Genomic DNA, 14,054 nt, shown 5'->3' with positions numbered 1-14,054 from the left:
TCGATCAGTGTCGCGGCACGGCGCGCTGTTCAGTACCCCTGTCCTCCCCCTAGGTCATCCCTATGTTTCTCCCGTACCGCGAAGAAAGAGTTCTCAGGACCCCGGTGGAACCTCCCGGCGCGGTGCATTTCCTTGGTCCGCGCATTCGGCACAACCGCGGTACCCGCATTTCTCCCCTGCGGCCGCACTGTTCGCCGTGAACAATGCGAAAGCCCGGCCGTCGTGGACGGCCGGGCCTTGCAGGCGGTGCGGTCAGTGGGCGGCGACCGCCGGGCACAGAGCGAGCAGATCGGCGGGCTCGCGCAGCACGGCGTCGGGCCCGGCGGCCAGCAGGGCGGCCGCGTCGCTCTCGCCCCACAGGGCCGCGACGGCCGTCACGCCGGCGCCGCGGGCACTGGCCAGGTCGGTCACGGCGTCGCCGATCATCATCGCGCTGTGCGCCTCGGCGCCGAGCAGGTCGAGGGCGTGCAGCACGATGTCCGGTGCCGGCTTGGGGCGGGCGATCTCGTCGGAGCCGATGACGTAGTCGAACAGGTCGAGGACGCCGAGCTGTTGGAGCAGCGAACGGGCCCGGGGGCCACTCTTGCCCGTGGCCACGGCGAGCCGGAAGCCCCGCTCGCGCAGGGTGCGCAGCAGCTCTAGAACCCCGTCGAACATGGGTACCAGGTGGGCCATGCGGTAGCTCTCGCGGACGAAGGGGCCCTCCATCTCCAGCGGGAGGTCCATGATCCGCATGATGTCGGGGAAGTAGCGGCCCAGGTGGCGGTTGTACTCCTCGAACGGCGCCGGGCCCTCCCCCACGACCTCCGCGTAGGCGATCGAGAACGCCTTGCGCATCACCTCGGTGCTGTCCACGATGACCCCGTCGAGGTCGAAGACCACGATGCTCTTGGGGTGTTCCCGGGCGGCGGTGGTCTCGGTCGGGGTGCCCTGGGTGAGGCCGGTGATGCGCGGGTCCATGCCGTGCTCCCTCGTTGTCGCGTGCCGCCGGGCGGCGCGTCCGCGGGCCGACGCGTAGAGGCGCTCGATGACGCCGATGGTCCTGCGGGCCTCGGCGACGGCCCGCCCCCTGCTGTCCGGGTCCGCCAGCTCGGCCGGGAGCGCGTCGAGTTGCCGGTCGTACTCGGCGCCGATGGGGTCCTGCACGACGGGCACCTCGGTGCTCTCTCCGTCGCGGGTGTGCGTGAGGGCCGATCCGTCGTGGCGGTTCGGGCTGAAGCCGAAGGTGCAGCGCAGTGTCGTGGTGCCCGCGCTGCCCTCCACGCGGATGAGCGTCAGGTCGCGCGGCTCGTGCGAGGCCCAGCTGGCGCGCAGCGAGACCGAGACACCGTCCTCCGTGACGAGGAATCCGCGTGCCGTGTCCTCGACATCGGCGGCAGCCTCCGGTGCGCCGTGAGGCTCCTCGTCGCCGCGCCAACGGGCCCGCGCGCTGCCGCTGTTGACGAAGTCGCCGGAGACCGTGCCGGAGACCTGCTCGACCGCGGTGGCGCCGAGCAGCGGCGAGACGGTGTCGAGCAGGTGCCAGCCGAGGTCCACCAGCGCGCCGCCGCCCGAGAGCTGGGCCTGGGTGAACCAGCCGCCCGCGTCCGGCACTCCGCGCGCCCTGACCCAGGACGCGTCGATGTGCCGGATGCGCCCCACAGAGCGGACGTGTTCGTACAGGGCGCCGATGTCGGCGCGGAAGCGGGCCGCACTGCCGGCCAGCAGGACGGCGCCGCCCTCGCGTTCGGCGGCGGCCAGCCGGTCCGCCTCCTCGGAGGTGATGCACACCGGCTTCTCCACGAAGACGGATATGCCCTTGGCCAGCAGCTTCTCCGCGATGTCGGCGTGCAGGTGGTTGGGCACCGCGACGACCGCGAGGTCCACGGAGTCCGGGGCGAGCTCCACGACGTCCGTGTGCAGCGGGACCCCTTGGTGCTCGGGGCCTTCGGCTGCCGGGTCCACTACGGCGGTGACTTCGTAGGACGGGTGCCGGACGAGCCTGGGCAGCCAGATCGACCGGCCCGCCCAGCCGAGACCGACCACCACCGTGCGTACGGGTCTCCCGCCCGTCGGCACACCGGTCGGCCGCTCGCTCATGCCGCGGCCACGGTCTCGGCGATCACGGACGCGATGTCGTGCATCTGCTGTTCGGTACCGAGCAGGGTGCGGTGGTGCAGCCAGATGGAGTCCCGCGTCAGAGCCTCGGAGTTCGGGCACCGGCGGGCCAGCTCGTCCACCGAGAGGTCCGGGGCGCAGGTCTCCCAGAACCCGTCGCTGCGGTAGACGGCGCGGAAGCCGACGAAGGCCGGCAGGCCTCGTTCGATCAGGGCGTCCACCAGGGCGTTGCGCCGCTCCTCGCCGAGCTCGGGGACCCGGAACATGGCCATGTAGTGCGGATTGCGGTCGTTGCGCTCGTCCCTGGACTGCGGCACGACGCCCGGTACCTCGGCGAGCAGACTCTCAAGGAGCGGCCACCGCTGCTCACGGGTGTCGATCTGGCCGTCCAGCCGGCCCAGTTGGGCGCGCAGCACCGACGCCGAGAACTCGTTCAGGCGGAAGTTCGACCCGGATGTGCCGTGGAAGTACTTGCGGTCGGTGCGCGGCCGGCCGCAACTGTGCCGCAGGAACGCGGCCTCGTACTGCTCGGCGTCGGGGAAGAGCACCGCGCCGCCCTCGCCCGCGGTCATCAGCTTGCCGTTCTGGAAGCTGAAGGCGGCGACGGAGCCGAGCTCGCCGACCTTCTGGCCGCGCCACTGCGCGCCATGGGCGTGCGCGGCGTCCTGGATCAGCGGCACGCCGGAGTCGGCCGACAGCTTCTGCAGGGCGTCCATGTCGGCGAAGTGCCCGGCCATGTGCACCGGCATGATGGCCCGGGTCCGGGGTGTGAGGGCCGCCTCGACGGCAACCGGGTCGAGGCAGTAGGTGTCCAGGTCGACGTCGACGGGGACGGCGACGGCCCCCAGCCGCTGCGCCGCCTGCGAGGACGAGATGAACGTGAAGGCGGGGACGATGACTTCGGTCCCCGGGCCGACTCCGAGCACCTGCAGCGCAAGCTCCAGAGCGTGCGTGCCGTTGGTCACCGCGAGCGCGTAGGGAGCGCCGTGGTACTCGGCGAACTCCCGCTCGAAGGTGTCGACCTCGCTCCCCCCGATGCGCCACCACTGGCCCTGGTCAAGCGCGCGCTGCAGCCCTGTCCGCTCGGTTTCGTCGAACTGGGGCCAGGCGGGAAATTCAAACGTCTGCGGTGAACGACCGCTCATAGTCTCCACACTTCCTCACGGATTCACTTCAGTGAGCCCGAAGCTACCGCAGGAAAATCATCACCCACCCCCCTCAATCACCCCCTATAACCCCCCTCGACGAGAACTCGCGGCGACAGTCGACGACCCTTCAATATGGGACCCCTGTCCTCCATTCCTGAGACAGGGGGTACATAGGAATTCATAGGGGTTCTCAATTCTGCGCGCCGCCCTAGCATTTCTGGCAGGCCGCCGGCACGTGCCTCCCCCGGCTCGCCCCGGCCGCCCGTCGAACGGCCCGGCCCGCGTCCCCCCGTCGCGGTCCGGGCCCTCTCCTGCGCGGCAGGTGGTCTTGGCGGCGCGACGTCAGCGACCCGGCCGCGACCCGCCGGACGGTTCAGCGGAGCCGAGACGTACGGCCGAGTTCGGAACGCGATGTCGTCGGCGCACTCGCGGGGTCCGGCCGTCGGCGGCTCAAGGAACGAGGACCGAGCCGATCGCGCCGCCTGCGGATGCCGGGGTGGACGGCAAGATGTGGTTCACCCACGTCAGCACCAACAAGATCGGCAAGGCCACCACCAACAGTTTCGTCGACGAGGTCAGCGAGACAGTCCAGCTGGCCCGGACGTCGCGTCGTTTCTTCGATCCGCCCGACAGGGATCAGGCCGTCGAGGACGTCGACGACGAACTGGGACGTGGGGCATCGCTTCGAACTCGTCTCGTAAGTCGTCGTTCAGCACCGTGTGCGTATCAGGTGACGGATGCCCAGCGGTGGCTGGGCCCGCCGGTCAGTCGATGCCTTCGACGATGCGGAAGTCGCGCTCGACGCCGTCGGGGAGGGCCACCAGCGCCTTCTGGTATGCCTCGCTCTCGTATGCCGCGACGGCCTGTTCAAAGCTGTCGAACTCGATCAGAACGACGCGTTGCGTGATTCCGGCCTCGTGGGCGACGACTCGACCGCCAAGGAGGGACAGGACGCGCCCGCCCCCAGCCTGGACAGCCGGACCGGCCAACTCGTTGTAGGCAGTCAGCCTCTCAGGGTCGGAAATGGCGGGATAGACACTGACCCAGTAGCCCTTGGCCATGGAAACCTCCTGTGTTCGGCCGGACACGTCCGACTTCGAATTGACACTCAGATCGATCGATCCCGGCGACGGGTACTGCGGTCAGTTGAATCGCCGTATGCGCAGGTTAGGGCTTGATGCGCGGTCGAGGGAAAGACCGGTACGGGATAGGGTCAGAACGGATCGTTATCAATCGGCAGGGAGGGCACGTGGCACCGGATACGGTGAGCCTGCGGTACTTCCTGGTGCTGGCGCAGGAGTTGAACTTCACCCGCGCGGCCGCACGGATCGGTATCGCACAGCCCGCACTCAGCGCCCGGATGCGCCGATTGGAGGCGGAACTCGGTACGGCCCTGCTGGTCCGCAACACGCGTAGCGTCGTATTGACCACGGCCGGTGCGGCTTTGGCGGAGTCCGCGCCGCCCGCGCTGGCGGCGCTGGACCGAGCATGGGACACCGCCCGGAGTGCGGCGGCCGGTGAACTGGGCACGCTGCGCATCGGATACAGCCTCAGCACCGGGGCCGAGACGGTACCGGCCCTGGTGGACCGGCTGATTCGCGGCAACAGCGGACTCGAGGTCGGCGCGGTTCCGATGGCGACACCGGAGATCTCCCCCGCGGTCGCCGACGGCCGCATCGATGCCGGGATCACCCGCGGTGAACAGCCGGGCCGTGGCGTGCGCCGGTTCCTGCTGCGGCGTGCGCGCATCGGGGTCCAGCTGGCGCAGCACCATCCGCTGGCCGGACACCCGGAGATCGAGATCGCCGACGCGGCCGCGTATCCGCTGAGACTCCCGGACCGTGCGGCCAACCCCGTGATCCACGATCAGATGTCCGCACTGTTCCGGGACACCCGACCACAGCCCCGATTCCACACGCCCGCCGTCTCTTTCGACATGTCTCAGCGCGACCTGCGCGACGGGGTCACCCTCGCCCCTGCCGGAGAAGCCGCGGCCACGGTACAACCGGCCGGTCTCACCTGGCGACCACTGCGAGGCGCGCCCAGCCTGACGATCCACCTGGTCCTCCCACGCGAGCAGTCGCCACTACACCGCCGCATCCGTGCCGTCGCCAAAACCCTGGCGCACGAACTGCACTGGCTGCCGGACTGACGCGCAAGCGGTCGAGCGAGACGGGCGCCTGCGGCGGCGAGGCCGAAGACCCTGCGCCCGGCGGACTTCGCGGTGATGACGACGGCGGTCTTGCTGAATGTCCGGTGACGCGCGTTCTGAGATTCCACACATCGAGCCGTAGGACCTCAGAATTCGTGGCACAGTCTCAGCCGCGATGGCACATCGGTGGCACTTATGCAGCCATGGTGAGACTCCCTGGTGCGAGGCGGCCATCCAATCTCACGTTCGGTGGCTGTTGTCGAGGGCGGGGTCACCCACTGGGCGACTCGCGTCCCATTCCATGTGGCTTCTCTCACGGCATCCGTGACGGTCGAGTCATCTGGGCAGGCCATTGCGTCGTGCCGGATCACCGCTGGCACGGTTTGTCGACCCCTGGCCACCGGCCGCCCCTGCGACGGCTGGCTCACCGTGGCTCCGGCTCAGCCGATTGCCTGGTCGAGCGCCACATCTCGAGTGCCCGACCAAACTCCGCCCCGGCTACAGGTACGAGCGTCGCATCTGGGGGGTCGGCCCAGTGAAGGCGTATTGCTGCATCCGGACGTCTCACCATCCTGACGAGGCCCAGCACAGGAAGCACCGCCCTCGCCATGATCGATCAGACGCGCACTCGACGCTGGCCGCAGCCCTTCCGGGATGCCTTGTAGTGAGTCGCGACTCAACCTGTCACCCCGCAGGTCAACGGCCGCTGCCCGGCGTTGGCAAACGGCGGGCAGCCCCGCGCATGCGGGCTGCTCGACCGACCCGTCAGCCGGCCGAGTCCGAATGGAACTCCATGGCCAAGGCGTCGGGTTTTACTGTGATGACGGCCTGGGCACGCGGTGGACGGGAGGTCACCTTGAACCGGGGCCAGATTTGGAGGACGGTCGCGAGGATGATGTGCAGCTCAACCCACGCTAAGTTCTCTCCGATGCACTTGCGGCGGCCGTCGCCGAAGGCGAGAAAGGACCCTCGGGTGGCCGCGACGCGGTCTGCCTCCCAACGGTCCGGATCGAAGGTGTCCGGGTCGGGGAAACGGGAGGAGTCGTGCTGGTGCAGATAGGGACTCCACACGACATCGGCGCCCTCGGGTATGAGGTGTCCGCCGAGGACGATGTCGCGGGCGGCGGTCCGCGTCACCATCCAGGACGGTCCGTATTTTCTGATGGCCTCCTGCAGAACCTGTCGGGCGTAAGGGAGTTGGTCGATGTCGTCGTAGCGCAGCGGCCGGTCCTCGCACACCGAGGCCAGTTCCTCGCGAAGACGTCGTTCGACGGCGGGATTGCCGGCGATCTCGTACAGCGCCCAGGCGAGTGTGGTGCCGGTGGTCTCGATCGCGCCGGCCAGGAGGGTGATGGCCTCGTCCTGGAGTTGCCGGCGGCCGAGTTGGTCTTCAACACCGAGCAGGGTCTCGAACAGACCCCTCTGCTCCCGGCGCGCCGCGGACGCATGCGGGCATGCCTCGGCGCCGGACGCACTGTCCGCCGAAGCGGATCCGGGTGCGGTGACGCCGATGTGATGGTCGATGGCCTGGTCTATGAGGGCGCGCAGGCGGGCGACACGGTCGGCGTGCGTGCGGTTGGCGGGCAGCGGCAGCCGCGTGATCCAGGGCGGAAGAATGACCTGCCGAATCGTCCCTTTCATGATCTCGGGCATGAGGGCGGTGAACTCGCCCTCCAGGTGTGCGGGCAGGTCCGCGCCGAACACGGCGACGAGGAACGTAGCCAGGGTGATCTCGTTCATGCCGGCGAACATGTCGCGCGGCTCGGCCGCGGGCCAGGCGCCGACCATCGTCCGCACCTGATCGATCATGGCGTTGCCGCGCTCGGCGATATGCGCCCTGCTGAACATGGGCTGCATCAGACGGCGGTTGCGCAGATGAGTGTCGCCGTCGGCGACGGTCGCGACTCCATCACCGAGGAAGACCCGCAGCGCATCGTAGTACCTGCCGCCCTTGGGGAAGTGGGCGGCGTCGGTCACCAGGACCTGCCGGGTCAGTGCGGGGTCCGTGACCACGTAGGCGGGTGTGGGGCCGATGCGTATGCGCACCACACTGCCGTATTCGCGCAGCGAGGTGATGAACGGCAGGGGGTCGCGGACGAGGCGGAGTCCGTGCCCGATCAGAGGCAGTCCGCCGGGGGCCGTGGGGGTGGGGATGGGTGCCGTGGTGGGGGCGCTCATCACGCGCTCACTCCTCGTGGGGGAGGGATCAAACCCCCAAATGCATGCCCATGACAGCTTCTCTCGATGCACCGGGACGACGATCCGTGCGTCACATACCGGTCCGCCCGATGTCCTTGTCCGCCCAGGTGCGCCGCCGGCCCGCAGTGGGGCAGTCTTGTCTGTGTCGCGCCGCTGGACGGCGCACGGACGAGGTAGGGCCGATGGCTCGGAGTGCTCAGGGCGCAGGCCGCACGCCCGGGCAGCCGGTCACGCGGCTGACGACGCCTCGGCGGAGGCGATCGGCGTAACGCGCGGCCTCGCGGGTGGATCTATCTGCGCTCCGGCACGCCCGGACTGCTGCGGCTGGCGGTGCTTGCGGGGCTGCCGGGCCCGCTGTTCCGGCCATGGTGGCGCATGCACGGGGACTGGCCGTTCCGGTGGCCGACGCCTGCCGGCTCGGGGGCCGCTCATCGCGGTGAACCTCGGGATGAAGTCCTCGGCACCGGGTCAACCGGGGCAGGTATGCGCGACGGTGCCGGCATCAGAATGCGCTAGCGTCCGTACCGCGCGAATTGTAGGGGGGCTCTTGAGCTGGCTGGATGAGAAGACGCCGTCGGTGGTCGGGGAGTACCGCATCGAGCGTCGCATCGGCGCGGGCGGCATGGGGGTCGTCTACCTGGCCATGTCGCCGTCGGGCCGACGGGTCGCCCTCAAGGTCATCCGCGGGGAGTTGGCAGACGACGCCGATTATCGCGCCCGGTTCCGGCAAGAGATCGAGGCGGCGCGACAGGTCAGCGGTGCGTTCACGGCACCGGTGCTGGGCGCCGATGCTGATGCCGATCCCCCATGGATGGCGACGCAGTACTTCGACGCACCGACGCTGTCGGAACGGGTACGCAAGAACGGTGCATTCGGCGAAGACGTCGTGTGGCGGCTGGGCGCGGGGCTCGCCGAGGCCCTGCGTGACATCCACAGGGCCGGTCTGGTGCACCGCGATCTGAAGCCGAGCAATGTGCTGCTGACAGAGGACGGCCCCCGTGTCATCGACTTCGGTATCGCCCGGGTGTTGAGCGCGGAACGGCTGACGCGGACCGGCAGGATTCTCGGAACTGTGTCCTTCATGGCACCGGAACAGCTGAGCACGCCGCGCGAAGTAGGCGCGGCCGCAGACGTGTTCGCACTGGGCGGAGTCCTCACGTATGCGGCTACGGGCCGGGGGCCGTTCGACGGCGACACGGCCGCCCCGCCTATAGCGGTCGCCATGAAAATTGCGCAGGACAATCCGGACCTCGCGGGGGTCCCGGCGGCCCTGCGTCCCGTCATCGAGAAGTGCCTGCGCAAAGACGCCACCGGCCGGCCCTCCACCGCCGAACTGCTTGCTCTGCTGCAGGAAAAGGGAGTAGAGACAGCAAAACCAGAGAAGCCCGAGAAGATGGCGGTGCCGGAAGGCTTCGCAAACGGTCCCCGGCGAAGGCCCCGGACGCGCACCTACCTGCTCGCCGCCGCGGCCGCGATCGCGGCCACAGTGGTGGTGCCGGTGATGCAGTGGAGGGATGCGGGAGGACCCCGTGGTGATGCATCGCCATCGGCCAAGCCCTCGTCGACACAAGCTGCTCGCGCCGTCGAACCAGCGGCGGCTCTGCGGCCCAAGGGGTGGGCCTTGTGGGAGAAGAAGCCGACTACCAAAGCGGGGCGCCGCGGCGAGGGCCTCGAAGATCTCCCCTCTTGCGCCGGTACCGGGAATGTTCTTGTGTGCACTGAGGTCGATGTGGTGGCCGAACGGGTCGACGTCTCCTCTGGACGGGTCATATGGAGCAAGCGGTACACAGGCCCGTCCCTACAAGCGGGCTCTGTCGTGGGGTTCACCGGAAAGACGGTCCTGGTCAACGACAATCGGATCGACGGAACGGGCAAGGAACAGCTCAAAGCCTTCGACGTGAACACTGGTGACCTGCTGTGGTCGTCTCGAGTGTCAGGGCCGAGTTTCAGCATGCAAAGGGCGACCGTCACGATGGCTCACCTGGACGGGCATGCAACCCGGATCGACCGCAGGGACGCACGGACGGGAAGGCTGGTCGCGTCCAGAACTTTTCCCGCAGGTGCCAACTACCAGGTCTTCGGAAGCGAGAGCGGTGCGCTGTATCTGCTGAAGTACGGGCAGGAAGGCTTCATCACGTCCGTCGCTGACCTTGATGCCGCCACATTGCGCACCAGGAAGGTTCTGGCCTCATTCGACGAGGACCCTGGCATGCCGCTCACGGCCGACAACAGCTCGGTGTCCCTTCTGCTCGACGGCCATAGCGTTACCCGCGTCACCAGGGCAGACGGAAACACAGAACGTATTCTCCTCCGGGGCGCCTTGGAGGGCACTGCCCGCGCGCAAGGCAACACCCTCTACCTCAGCCGCGCGAACGGCACCCTCGCCTCGTACAACCTACGAACGGGCAGACGGAACTGGACCGTTGAAACGGAAAGCGAGTCTCCCGCCCGTCCGGTGCTTGCCGGCGGCAGGCTGTACAGCCTGGCCAGTGACGGGAGGATCACCTGCCTCGACGCAGCAACGGGGCAGACCGTGTGGAGGAGCGCAGCGCGACGCGACCCCAACACGAGTGCCGTGAGGTTCCAAACCCGGCACCCGGAACCCGTGGTGCTTCACGATGTGGTGTATGCGGGGTCGACCACGGGATCGATCTTCGCGGTAGCTCCGCCCTCAAAGTGAGCCGCTTCAAGAGGAAGAGTCATCCGTCGGGGGAGAGACTGGACGCTCTGGGTCGCGGCTTTGACCGACCAGGTACCACGCTCAGTTCAGTCGGTGGTCTCAAGGGCGGGTAAAGGCTGAGCGCCTGTCTGACTCGGCGGTGGGGTCCAGTGGGTGGTCACAGGCGCTTCTCGATGATGGCGCCGTCGGGCTCTGTGTGGCCGTTGAGCGGGTTGTAGCGGCTGGTCACTCCCGAGGGGAGACGAAGAGGCCGTAGGCGACCTCACCCCACCCGGAAGTAAACAACCGGTGCTCGCTCAAGTTGACGTCCATCCCAATGCCGGCGACGTGACCGTTCGTGCGGGTGATGAAGATTCCTATGTTGAGGCCCACCGGGTCAAGCACCGTCACGGTGGGTGCCATTGTCGCTGCCGCCCACCAGCCGCCACTGGGTTGCCGTCGGTGGTGTAGGCCGGGGCCGACGGGGTGCGGGTGCTCTCCCCCGTGTTCATCCAGCGCCCCTCGCTCCATGACGCCGCCGGCGGCGACGCGCCCGCCACCCACGCCAGGAGCAGCGCCGCCAGCACTGCCACCCCCGCCCGCACTAACCCGGTTCACGCCGCGTCTCCTGCCTGCTCCGCCCATGAACTCCACCTCTGTCACTCGCCCCCGAAGCCCCCGCGGGACCCGCGGGAAGCTGCCACCTTCGGGCGCCGCCCCCTGGTCAGAGAGTGCCCTGGGCTGGACTGACAGCACACAACACGCAGCCATCGGTGCCTCGCGCAACGTCCGGTCCAAGCGCGGCACGGTCGGCGCACCCCCGCCAGGTCTCCGACACCGTTGGCGAATCCCGCCTGTCGCGCTTCAGTTGAAGGCAGTTGTGTCCACGGCACCCGCAGGGGCAAAAGGAAGGAGAGAAGGGCACCAACTCCACCGGAGAGCATCGGCAGGCCCACGTACAGCCCCGAGGACGGCGCCTCCTCCTTGCTCCGCATCCCCCACCAGCGCGCCGATCAGGACACGGACTTGACCCGCTACCAGCGCGAGCACCTGCGCCGGCAACTGCACAGCGCCCGCCTGCTGAAGGTTGGCCAGGTCGACGGCCCGGGGTACCCGCCGATGTCGCGATCGGCACGTCCGCCCGGACCGGTGACCCGCTCGGCGGGTATCAGCGGCGGGTTTCGATCTTCAGGTCGCCTGCGGTCACAGTGCGGATGTGGTCACTGGCGAGCAGGTCGTGCGGGTAGCCGAGGTCGATCGCACTGACCTTGTCGAGGCGGGCGAGCTGATCGGCGGTGAAGTCGACCTCCAGGGCGCCCAGATTTCCCACCAGCTGCTCGGGGGTGCGAGCGCCGATGACGGGTGCCGTCACGCCCGGGTTCTGCAGGGTCCAGGCCAGGGCGACCTGGGCGGGGGTGTGCCCCACCTCCTCGGCGATCTCCCGCACGACGTCGGCGATGGCGAGGGTGCGTTCGGTGACCATGCCCAAGCCGGCGTTGAAGCTCTTGCGGTTGCTTTCACCGGAGTCGGCGCTCGTCGCGGTCAGGTCGGCGCGGCTGTACTTGCCGGAGAGCACGCCGCCGCCCAGCGGTGAGTACGGGGTCACCCCCAGTCCCATCGCCCGTGCCATCGGGATCAGGTCGCGTTCTCCGCCCCGGTTGATGAGGCTGTAGTCGATCTGCAGCGCGACCAGCGGCGACCAGCCGCGCAGGTCGGCGATCGCCTGCATGCGCGAGACCTCCCAGGCCGGAGCGTTGGACATCGCCACGTACAGAACCTTGCCCTGCCGGACCAGATCGTCCATGCCGCGCAGGATCTCCTCGACCGGCGTCGTGAAGTCCCACACGTGCAGGAAGAGCAGATCGATGTAGTCCGTGTTCAGCTGCCGCAGGCTGGTCTCCACCGACGCGAACAGGCTCTTGCGGTGAGCGCCCCCGGAGTTCGGGTCGCCGGGCCGGCGCAACGTCGTGTACTTCGTCGCCAGCACCAGGCTCTCGCGGTGGTCGCGGGTGAATTCGCCCAGCATGCGCTCGGAGCTGCCGTTCGTGTACGTGCTGGCCGTGTCGATGAAGTTGCCGCCGCGCTCGACGTAGAGGTCGAACAGCTTGCGCGCATCGTCCTGCTCGGCGCCCCAGCCCCACTCGGTGCCGAAGGTCGCCGTGCCCAGGGCCAGTGGTGAGACCCGCAGCCCGGAGCGGCCCAGCAGCCGGTAGGTGTCGAGGGTGAGCGACATCATGTCCTCCTGTGCTCGTGATCGTCGTCGAGCACCAGCCTGCGACCACCGCGAGCCGGAGGTAAGGGAAGGAAGTTCCTGGGAACACCAGTCCTACCCAAGCTGTTGGACCAGCCATGATCACCCGCACCGTGGACGTGACACAGGAACTGGCCGCATTCCTGCGGACCCGGCGCGAAAGCCTGGACCCAGGGGATTTCGGCCTGCCGGCGCGTCGGCAGGCCCGGCGGACCCCGGGACTGCGTCGCGAAGAAGTCGCCGAACTGGCCGGGGTCAGCACCGACTACATCGTGCGACTGGAACAGGCGCGCGGGCTGCGGCCCTCAGCGGACGTGGTGGAGGCGCTGGCCAGGGCGCTGCGCCTGACCCCCGACGAACGCGCCTACCTCTTCGGCTTGGCCCAGCAGCGCCCCCGCGACACCGACAAGCTCGCCACCACTGCGGCGCCGCCGCTGGCCCAGATGGTCGCCGACCTGTCGCCGCTGCCGACCATGCTGATGAACCACCGCTACGACATCCTGGCCTGGAACAGCGAAATGGCGAGGCTGCTGCTGGATTTCGGCACCCTGCCGCCGTCGCAGCGCAATGCGATGTGGCTGTGCCTGCTGCACCCGGAGATACGGGAGTTCTACGTCGACCGCGAACGCGTCGTACGGGAGGGGATCGCCCACCTGCGCGCTGCGTGGGCCACGCGTCCGGAGGACCAGGCGTTGACCGCCCTCATCGCCGAATGCATCACTCGTGACGAGGAATTCGCGCGATTGTGGGCCGAGCGAGACGTCAAGATCAACGGCCGCGGACGCAAGGTGATGCGGCATCCTGACGTCGGTGTGATCACGGTGCATTTCGAAACGCTGACGCCACTTCAAGATCCGGACCAGCTCTTGGTGATCTACCGCGCCGCGGACGACGAGAGCCAGTCGGCCTTGGACCGGTTGTGCGCACGGTGATGCCTTGCGTCAAAGGCATACGATGTTGCCCATGACGCAAGAAGATGGGGAGCTGGACAGCCTCGTTCGAAAACGCATCCGCGCCCTGCGGGTCGCCCAGGGCTGGTCCCTGGAGGAACTGGCCAACCGCGCCAACCTCAGCCAGTCCTCACTGAGCCGGATCGAGAACGGTCAGCGCCGCCTCGCGCTGGATCAGCTGGTCACCCTCGCCCGTGCTCTGGACACCTCGCTGGACCAGCTCGTGGCGACCGCCGCCGAAGACGTCGTCACCAGCCCGATGATCGACGGCGCCCACGGCCTGATGCGCTGGTCCATAAAGGGCGACCCCGGCATGAGCGTGGTGCGCCAGCGCATGACCGAACCGCCGCCCGAGAATCCGGCGCGCATGCGCGCCCACCCGGGACGCGAATGGCTCGTCGTCCTGTCCGGCACCGCGATCCTCATGCTCGGCCACCGCCGCTTCCGCATCGAGACCAACCAGGCCGCCGAGTTCCCCACCATGCTGCCGCATGCGATCGGCACCGCGGGCGGACCCTGCGAGATCCTGGGCATCTTCGACCGCGACGCCCGCCGCGGCCACCAGCGCGAGAGCGCCGGCGCCGGCGACTGAGACGCT

10 protein-coding genes are annotated in these 14,054 nt (G+C 68.7%); 4 read left to right on the top strand and 6 right to left on the bottom strand.

The features are described 5' to 3' along the window. Positions 1-252: 252 nt before the first annotated feature. From IE255_RS40135 to IE255_RS15040, 3 genes are all read right to left on the bottom strand, one after another. A complete protein-coding gene (locus IE255_RS40135) occupies positions 253-2,079 on the bottom strand; it encodes an HAD-IA family hydrolase (RefSeq protein WP_308280889.1) in 1,827 nt (608 codons plus the stop codon). Next, complete coding sequence (locus tag IE255_RS15045; RefSeq protein WP_190050728.1) at positions 2,076-3,242, bottom strand: DegT/DnrJ/EryC1/StrS family aminotransferase; 1,167 nt, start codon at positions 3,240-3,242, stop codon at positions 2,076-2,078. Before IE255_RS15045 ends, IE255_RS40135 begins: the two co-directional genes overlap by 4 nt. 767 nt (positions 3,243-4,009) lie before the next feature. Then, entirely contained in the window at positions 4,010-4,306 is a 297-nt protein-coding gene (locus IE255_RS15040; RefSeq protein WP_190050727.1) for a DUF1330 domain-containing protein, read from the bottom strand. 188 nt (positions 4,307-4,494) lie between these two features. Between IE255_RS15040 and IE255_RS15035 the strand changes: the two genes are divergently transcribed. After that, positions 4,495-5,397: a LysR family transcriptional regulator gene (locus IE255_RS15035; protein ID WP_190050726.1), complete on the top strand. Its 903-nt coding sequence runs from the start codon at positions 4,495-4,497 to the stop codon at positions 5,395-5,397. Positions 5,398-6,162: 765 nt separating this feature from the next. On the opposite strand, the gene IE255_RS15030 is transcribed toward IE255_RS15035, so the two are convergent. Then, on the bottom strand, positions 6,163-7,575 hold the full coding sequence (locus IE255_RS15030) for a cytochrome P450 (protein WP_190050725.1): 1,413 nt from the start codon (positions 7,573-7,575) through the stop codon (positions 6,163-6,165). A 568-nt stretch (positions 7,576-8,143) separates the two neighbouring features. Here IE255_RS15030 and IE255_RS15025 point away from each other — a divergent pair. Next, positions 8,144-10,276, top strand: a complete 2,133-nt coding sequence (locus IE255_RS15025) for a serine/threonine-protein kinase (protein WP_229906404.1) — start codon at positions 8,144-8,146, stop codon at positions 10,274-10,276. A 225-nt stretch (positions 10,277-10,501) separates the two neighbouring features. Here IE255_RS15025 and IE255_RS15020 read toward each other — a convergent pair whose 3' ends face one another. Together IE255_RS15020 and IE255_RS15015 are read right to left on the bottom strand one after the other, a co-directional pair. Next, on the bottom strand, positions 10,502-10,666 hold the full coding sequence (locus IE255_RS15020) for a hypothetical protein (protein WP_190050724.1): 165 nt from the start codon (positions 10,664-10,666) through the stop codon (positions 10,502-10,504). Positions 10,667-11,423: 757 nt separating this feature from the next. Further along, the gene (locus IE255_RS15015) at positions 11,424-12,488 is read right to left on the bottom strand and encodes an aldo/keto reductase (RefSeq protein ID WP_190050772.1); all 1,065 of its coding nucleotides are present in this window, start codon (positions 12,486-12,488) and stop codon (positions 11,424-11,426) included. Positions 12,489-12,604: 116 nt separating this feature from the next. Between IE255_RS15015 and IE255_RS15010 the strand changes: the two genes are divergently transcribed. Continuing rightward, positions 12,605-13,438 (top strand): helix-turn-helix transcriptional regulator, encoded by an 834-nt coding sequence (locus IE255_RS15010; protein WP_190050723.1) that lies wholly within the window; start codon positions 12,605-12,607, stop codon positions 13,436-13,438. Between the two features lie 22 nt (positions 13,439-13,460). Next, positions 13,461-14,048 carry a helix-turn-helix domain-containing protein gene (locus IE255_RS15005; protein WP_190050722.1) on the top strand — a complete coding sequence of 196 codons (588 nt, stop codon included), beginning with the start codon at positions 13,461-13,463 and terminating at the stop codon, positions 14,046-14,048. Positions 14,049-14,054 lie beyond the last annotated feature (6 nt).

The sequence above is a fragment of the Streptomyces lomondensis genome, assembly GCF_014651035.1.
GTDB lineage: Bacteria > Actinomycetota > Actinomycetes > Streptomycetales > Streptomycetaceae > Streptomyces > Streptomyces lomondensis.
This window is presented reverse-complemented; position numbering and strand designations above follow the sequence as displayed.

What these genes read in the sequence shown, in the direction of transcription:
- IE255_RS15015 (WP_190050772.1), bottom strand. Translation starts at nt 12,488, where the DNA reads ATGTCGCTCACCCTCGACACCTACCGGCTGCTGGGCCGCTCCGGGCTG.
- IE255_RS15010 (WP_190050723.1), top strand. Translation starts at nt 12,605, where the DNA reads ATGATCACCCGCACCGTGGACGTGACACAGGAACTGGCCGCATTCCTG.
- IE255_RS15040 (WP_190050727.1), bottom strand. Translation starts at nt 4,306, where the DNA reads ATGGCCAAGGGCTACTGGGTCAGTGTCTATCCCGCCATTTCCGACCCT.
- IE255_RS15045 (WP_190050728.1), bottom strand. Translation starts at nt 3,242, where the DNA reads ATGAGCGGTCGTTCACCGCAGACGTTTGAATTTCCCGCCTGGCCCCAG.
- IE255_RS15005 (WP_190050722.1), top strand. Translation starts at nt 13,461, where the DNA reads ATGTTGCCCATGACGCAAGAAGATGGGGAGCTGGACAGCCTCGTTCGA.
- IE255_RS40135 (WP_308280889.1), bottom strand. Translation starts at nt 2,079, where the DNA reads ATGAGCGAGCGGCCGACCGGTGTGCCGACGGGCGGGAGACCCGTACGC.
- IE255_RS15030 (WP_190050725.1), bottom strand. Translation starts at nt 7,575, where the DNA reads ATGAGCGCCCCCACCACGGCACCCATCCCCACCCCCACGGCCCCCGGC.